The 5680-nt window shown below is 57.4% G+C and carries 8 protein-coding genes and 2 pseudogenes; 4 read left to right on the forward strand and 6 right to left on the reverse strand.

Translation table 11 applies throughout. The features are described from left to right. Positions 1–727 precede the first annotated feature (727 nt). Positions 728–865: pseudogene (locus tag BN32_RS27035) on the reverse strand (IS3 family transposase); the annotation flags it as partial. Positions 866–881: 16 nt separating this feature from the next. Between BN32_RS27035 and BN32_RS28295 the strand changes: the two are divergent. Both BN32_RS28295 and BN32_RS25735 read left to right on the forward strand, forming a co-directional pair. Further along, positions 882–1320, forward strand: a pseudogene (locus BN32_RS28295) (enoyl-CoA hydratase/isomerase family protein). After that, positions 1250–1495, forward strand: a complete 246-nt coding sequence (locus BN32_RS25735) for an enoyl-CoA hydratase/isomerase family protein (protein WP_051488585.1) — start codon at positions 1250–1252, stop codon at positions 1493–1495. The pseudogene BN32_RS28295 and the gene BN32_RS25735 overlap by 71 nt, the downstream one beginning before the upstream one ends. Positions 1496–2013: 518 nt before the next feature. Here the strand turns inward: BN32_RS25735 and BN32_RS23005 are convergent. The 3 genes from BN32_RS23005 to BN32_RS23015 all read right to left on the reverse strand — a co-directional run bounded on the left by BN32_RS23005 (position 2014) and on the right by BN32_RS23015 (position 3309). Beyond that, a complete protein-coding gene (locus BN32_RS23005) occupies positions 2014–2286 on the reverse strand; it encodes a hypothetical protein (RefSeq protein ID WP_019200118.1) in 273 nt (90 codons plus the stop codon). Positions 2287–2572: 286 nt separating this feature from the next. Continuing rightward, a complete protein-coding gene (locus BN32_RS23010) occupies positions 2573–2998 on the reverse strand; it encodes a type II toxin-antitoxin system MqsA family antitoxin (protein WP_019200117.1) in 426 nt (141 codons plus the stop codon). Positions 2999–3000: 2 nt separating this feature from the next. After that, positions 3001–3309 carry a type II toxin-antitoxin system MqsR family toxin gene (locus BN32_RS23015; RefSeq protein ID WP_019200116.1) on the reverse strand — a complete coding sequence of 103 codons (309 nt, stop codon included), beginning with the start codon at positions 3307–3309 and terminating at the stop codon, positions 3001–3003. Positions 3310–3376: 67 nt separating this feature from the next. Between BN32_RS23015 and BN32_RS23020 the strand changes: the two genes are divergently transcribed. Then, entirely contained in the window at positions 3377–4060 is a 684-nt protein-coding gene (locus BN32_RS23020) for a Crp/Fnr family transcriptional regulator (RefSeq protein WP_152343750.1), read from the forward strand. Here the strand turns inward: BN32_RS23020 and BN32_RS23025 are convergent. Next, positions 4046–4900 (reverse strand): DUF2336 domain-containing protein, encoded by an 855-nt coding sequence (locus tag BN32_RS23025; RefSeq protein ID WP_162161332.1) that lies wholly within the window; start codon positions 4898–4900, stop codon positions 4046–4048. The genes BN32_RS23020 and BN32_RS23025 overlap by 15 nt on opposite strands. Positions 4901–4939: 39 nt before the next feature. Here BN32_RS23025 and BN32_RS27170 point away from each other — a divergent pair, with 39 nt between their 5' ends. Continuing rightward, on the forward strand, positions 4940–5233 hold the full coding sequence (locus BN32_RS27170) for a hypothetical protein (RefSeq protein ID WP_162161333.1): 294 nt from the start codon (positions 4940–4942) through the stop codon (positions 5231–5233). A 4-nt stretch (positions 5234–5237) separates the two neighbouring features. On the opposite strand, the gene BN32_RS27175 is transcribed toward BN32_RS27170, so the two are convergent. Beyond that, a partial coding sequence (locus BN32_RS27175) for an EAL domain-containing protein (RefSeq protein WP_162161334.1) occupies positions 5238–5680 on the reverse strand: 443 nt, incomplete at its 5' end.

A 5680-nucleotide genomic window follows, 5' to 3' on the forward strand; every position in this document is an offset into this window, starting at 1 on the left:
TCCCCGGAACAAATCGAGGCGAACATCGCGCTGTGTAGTTGGGAAAAGGACGTCAACTTGCATCTATCGGTCCGGGATAGTTACTGGCGAATCATCGCCTAACCGTACACTTCGAGGAAATAGCGCGCACCCTATAGCGACTGCAATGGTTGTGCCATCGTTGTTGCGGGCACCTTCATCCGTTCGCCATTCCGCAGCCTGGATCTGTCTTGTCCCTCAATAAAACGGAAGCAGCCAAACGTGCTCGAAATAGCGGTCTTTGCCTACCGGAACGGAGCCAATCGGAGTTCGCAGATGGGTACTGAGTGGCGCGCTTCGAAGGGGAAATTTCGAGCCAATTATTCCGGATCCTAACTAGATGTTGGAATCATCAGCTTAGGTATTCGGGCATCGATTTAGAGCGTTTGAACTCCAAGCATGGAGAACGCGAACCAGACGGCGACCTTGCCGAACTGTCCGTTGCTGCACAGAATGCGGTGCGAAAATCCAACTTGGCTGGAGGCCGATCCCGGCAGGTCGCGACGAGATCGGTATGGCCGGCTTCGTCGATACGCGCCCAGCACGGCTCGAGGTCAGCGCCATCGAACTGAAGCTGATACTGAATCGGGACCTACCTCGCCGACGTTACGCTGTTTTCAACGGCCCTCGAGGACGCATCCGCCCGGGAAACGTCAACGATAATCACGTTGGGTGCCAAGGCCATCCGTTCACGGTAGATAACCGCCTCGCTGAAGCTCTCGATGAAGGCGTTATCGGTGGGTTTACCTGGACGGCTAAAATCCAGAATGACGCCATTTGCATACGCCCATAGGTCGAACTATCTCGACGTAAATTGACTGCCATTGTCGACCCTGAGGCTTCGTGGTTTGCCAAACATGGCGATGGCTCGGTTGAGCGTCGACGATCTCAAGGGGTTTCTCAAACGCCTGGAGGGCGGGGAGTACCGCGAGTTTGCCCAGCAATTGCGCCGATCGGTGGATCTTTTCCTGCGGATCGAACGCATGCCGAAGCCCGTCATTGCCGCGGTGAATGGCGTTGCCATCGCGGGCGGCTTGGAGTTTATGCTGCGACATGGTGATCGCAGCGGACACAGCCCTCATCGGCGATGGGCATCTTAAATATGGTGTCCTGCCGGGCTCGGGCAGTTCAGTGCGGCTTCCGCGCAAGCTACCCGTCAACATCGCCAAGCACCTTCTCTTGACCGGCGAACTCGCGCCTGCGGATCAGTTAATGCGGTGGGGGCTGGTCAATGAAGTGGTGCCTGCCTCTGGATTTGCAGGCCACGGTCTCCGCACTGGCGCAGCAAATGGCGGGACTTAGTCCGCCTGGGTTAGCTTGGGTCAAGGAGCTTGTTGCCGACGGTCTCGAGCAGCCATTGGACGCCGCGCTGCGCAGCGAGATCACCACCTTTGAAGCGTATATCCGTAGTTCGGATTTTCTGGAAGGCATGAAAGCATTTTCGGAAAAGCGCAAGCCGCGATTTACCGGCAGGTGAAGCCATCAGCCGAAATTGCCATTCTCTTATGAAACATCGCACGCCAGCGAGCAGAATCGGCCGGACGTGGCCGCTGAACGCGCGGCGTGGAAGGCATGTCAGCCTGAGATCGACATCCACCGGCTGGTGTTCATCGACCAGACGGGAGAGATAGCGCGGCTTTATCGCCGTTCGCCTTACGGCCCGCGCTGTGTCGCAGCGCTCCCGCATGGCCATGAAAGACGACGACCTTCGTCGGCGCGCTCAGGTCGATGCGCAGCCTGTCAGTCGCGTGTGTGAAAAATGTCTCGTGCCGCATGCGGCTCGCATATGCGCCGTCGCTCATTTTCGCACCGTCTTCCATCGCCAACGAAGAGATGCGACAGCATCTGCATTATTCGTACATGCTGTCAAAAGTATATGCGGCACTTTCTCGTGTTCGGCGTTTCAACTACGAAATATGCGTTTCGTTTGAAACGCACCATGCCTTGCGGAAAGCGGCGGCGCGAGCGGTCCGATCACTCGCGCCGTAGCGGAATCTAGAATCGTCCCACGAGCGAAAGACGGATCGTCAGCGGTTCGACCGGATGCAGCACGCGGTCCATCACGCCATTGCCGCACACAGCCGCAGGCGGCGGCGCGCCCGAGCCGCACGTCTGTTCCGGCCGGGACAAATCGGCTTGAATCGTATGAATTTCTTTCCCACCGGCTTTCATGTCCGCAGACAATTTCGCCAGCCCATCGGCACGGGCGATGACGTTAGCGCCTTCCCGCAGGATCCGTTGGAAATGAGCGACGAAGCGTTCGAGCAACTACCGTGAGAACGTTTTCAAGCTTGCGCAGATGCGTCCGGATGCCTCGCCTTCAGCAGGATAGTTTGTCAAACAGCTGCCGCCTCGCGGGCAGGTTTTCGGTCTTATCCGCGTGAAAAACCGAATCGCGTGGCGTGTCAGAGGCGTAAGCCGAAATAGATGCTACGGGTGCTTTTTCCTCGTTGGCGGCTAGAGATCTGGCTCGAGCCTAGTTCTCCATCTTACCTAGACCCCGTCGGTCCACAGAGTGGAAGAAACTTGACGGCGGATCGAACAAGCTGGCCCGTCAGACTTCCTCAAGCTCTTTGACGAGTTCGGGGTGGCGATCGAGAATCGTGATCAACTGAACAGTCGGACCGCTCGGTTCGATCAAGCCTCGCTCATACTTGTCGAACGCACTCGGCCCGACCCGGAACACAGCACCAGCTCGCCGTTGGGACAGACGTAGCTTGGTCCGGACCTTGCGTATCGTCTCCGGCGCTGGAATGCCATCCACCTTTTCCTTCAGCATGCGCAGCGCGCGGTCAACGACGCTCATGTCGTTTCCAACATGCACACCGTCGCCACGGCCTCTCGGGTAATATCCCGGCAGATCCACGGTGATACTTCGTCCCTTATATGTGACCTTGAACGGTCGCACGCCAAGGGTCAGGGTCTCGCCCGTCTCGGGCGATGGCATCGTCTTCGGAAGAATTCCCACCTTCGTTGCCATGGCTATTTCTCCTTGAACGACATGACTGTGAACTCGGTCACGACGTTCGCTTGAAACTTCACATACACTGTCTGTCCATTCTCGACGGGCACATGGTACACGTCTTGCCAAACTCGGTGGTCGGCGTGCGTCGTCATCGACTTGTAAAACATTTGCCGCTCGATGGTCTGGATGACATTGGCGATGCCGCTACGGTCAAATCCGAGGCCCACCGCGTCGCGCAGAGCCGACGAGGTGATGGACAGCGTTTTCACCGACCCGATCGCAGCCTTGATTGCGGCGAGATCGTACGTCGGCTTCCGCTTTTCCATACCCAAACATATGCCACCATAATGGTGGCACGTCAAGAGAAGGGCAAGTTCATTTCGCCGCAACGCATTGGACGGCAAAGGGCAGCAAGACTGGGGCCGAATCCGCGAAGAAAACGACGCGGTCCCATCCACAACCAGCCTGGCAGCACTTCCGGGCGGCTCGCGCAGGCGAACAGATTCTGACGCGAAACCACGCCTCCGAGAATTTATTCATACTTTGCGATGGCTGGCTTTCCGGTTTTTCCAAGTGCCCAACGGCCGCCGGCAAATACTAAATTTCCTGCTGCCCGGTGATCTTTTTTCTACTGTCGCGGTATTCGAGGAGCGGCTCCATTTCTCCGCCCAGACATTGACTGAAGCTCGACTAAGCGGGTTTGGACGCGCTGAAATTAAGGCAAGGTGGGCCGACAATCCTCGCATGACGGCAGCGCTCGCGAAATCCTCTGCCGCCGAAGCGTATAACGCGGACGGGTTGATGATTGCCCTAGGCCAGCGATCTGCCGAAGAGCGCATTGCCTACTTATTTTTGCATCTGATACAACGAATTTCTACACGTAGCGTAATCCGCGATCAGCGGTATCGTTTGCCGCTACGCCAGCAACACATCGCAGATGCCGTCGGTCTCACGCCAGTTCACGTCAGCCGGGTTATCAGCCTTTTCCGCGATCGCGGCCTCATCGAATTTTCCGGAGGTGTTTTGCAGGTACTCAATCTTCCGGAATTGAGCCGTATTGGCTCACTGGATTATTAATGAGCGACCGGCGCGCTCTGCGGCTGGGAGCCGTGGCGTCTTCGCCCGCTCTCGCAAACGGTAAAATCCGACCGCCTTCTTAGCAGTGTCCACCTTCAACCGCATGAAGGTCTCAAAGGATCGCTCAGATTGCTGTTTCGAGTCACGCGTCCTGGCCTGTAGTTTCAGGATCGCCTTTGTCGTGTCCCACGACATCTCGTTAGCCCTGGCGAGCACGATGATCTGCTCGGACCGCTCGTGAACGAACGCATGTTCGACCAAACTGACCGGGAAGTCGCAAACAAGTGACAGCGCAACGACTGTCTCGTCAAACATTTCACCATGCGCGAATTCAGTCAGTCTCGCTTCGCTGAGTTCACCTGCGTCATATAACGACAGGACGCGGGCGTGCGCCAGGGCGTATTGCGTGGACGTCTCTCGCGCCTGCGTCTGAACCCGACCGGAAGCCAGAGCAACGGTTTCCGCGATGAGCGCAGCCTTGCGAGGGTCTTTCTTGGTGAGCTCGAGTTTCACTGTCTCCGAAGCTTCGGCGAACAATTGCAGCAAATGCTGCCTTGGAATATCCGGGCGCGACCAGGTACACGCCGCCAGTTCGTCATCGGTTGCCGACCGCTGAACCAGAGTGGAATAGCCGTACTGAGAGAACGCAGCGCCGGAATTTTTCGCGGTGCTCAATACCACATCCTTGTTTCCTCGTGCCAGGAGGATATCGGTAACGGGTTCTGCGAGCACCTTGCGCCGCGAAATGGCGAGGAGATGCGCCTGGCTCTTGGTTCTAGCTCCGTCAAGAAGAGTCATATCGCCGACACGTTCGGACCGTGAAAGAATGGGGCCGGCCACGCTGATCGCGTCGTCCAGCGCCAGCCGCTGGACGACCCCATGCGGGGCCTCGGAAATCGCCGCCAGAACTCCTCCGAAGGTCGCTCGCGCGGCGATATCGATTTCATCGACGAGCCGGCTCATGACATCGTCAAACAGGGCCATTTGTGCGCTGGACAATCGGCCAGACGACAACACGAACAGATCGGTCACACGCCGCAGAATCCTGGCGCGCTGACCTATATCATTCCCGGCGATCACCTCCTCCAGTTCACCGATAAGATTGTGGTGCGCGTTCACGACGACGCGCTCGCTGATTGGGAGGTCGATGCCTTTGAAGAATCTAAGAGATGACGAATCATGCGGCCTCGTCTGCTTGTGCGATCCGTTCCAGCGAAGGAAAATCGAGGTCCGCAATGGGGCTCGGTCGGCCGAACAGATAGCCCTGAACCTGATTGACACCAGCTGCGCGCAACAACTCGAACTGCTGCTTCGTCTCGACGCCCTCAGCTGTCACCGCTATATCGAGGTCGCGTGCGAGCGACAGCACCGATGCCACTACGGCGGCGCAATCGACGCGGCTTGACAGTCCTTGCGTGAATGACTTGTCAATCTTGATCTTGTCGAACGGAAACATCGTCAGGTAGCTGAGCGACGCATAGCCTGTTCCAAAATCGTCGAGGACGATCGTGACGCCGATATTCTTTAGCTGCTGAATGACGATGCCGTGACTCTCCTTGTTTTGCAGGAATAGCGATTCCGTGATCTCCAGTTCGAGCCGTTCGGGGGGCAGCCCGGATT

The organism is Afipia birgiae 34632, from assembly GCF_000308295.2.
Lineage (GTDB): Bacteria > Pseudomonadota > Alphaproteobacteria > Rhizobiales > Xanthobacteraceae > Afipia > Afipia birgiae.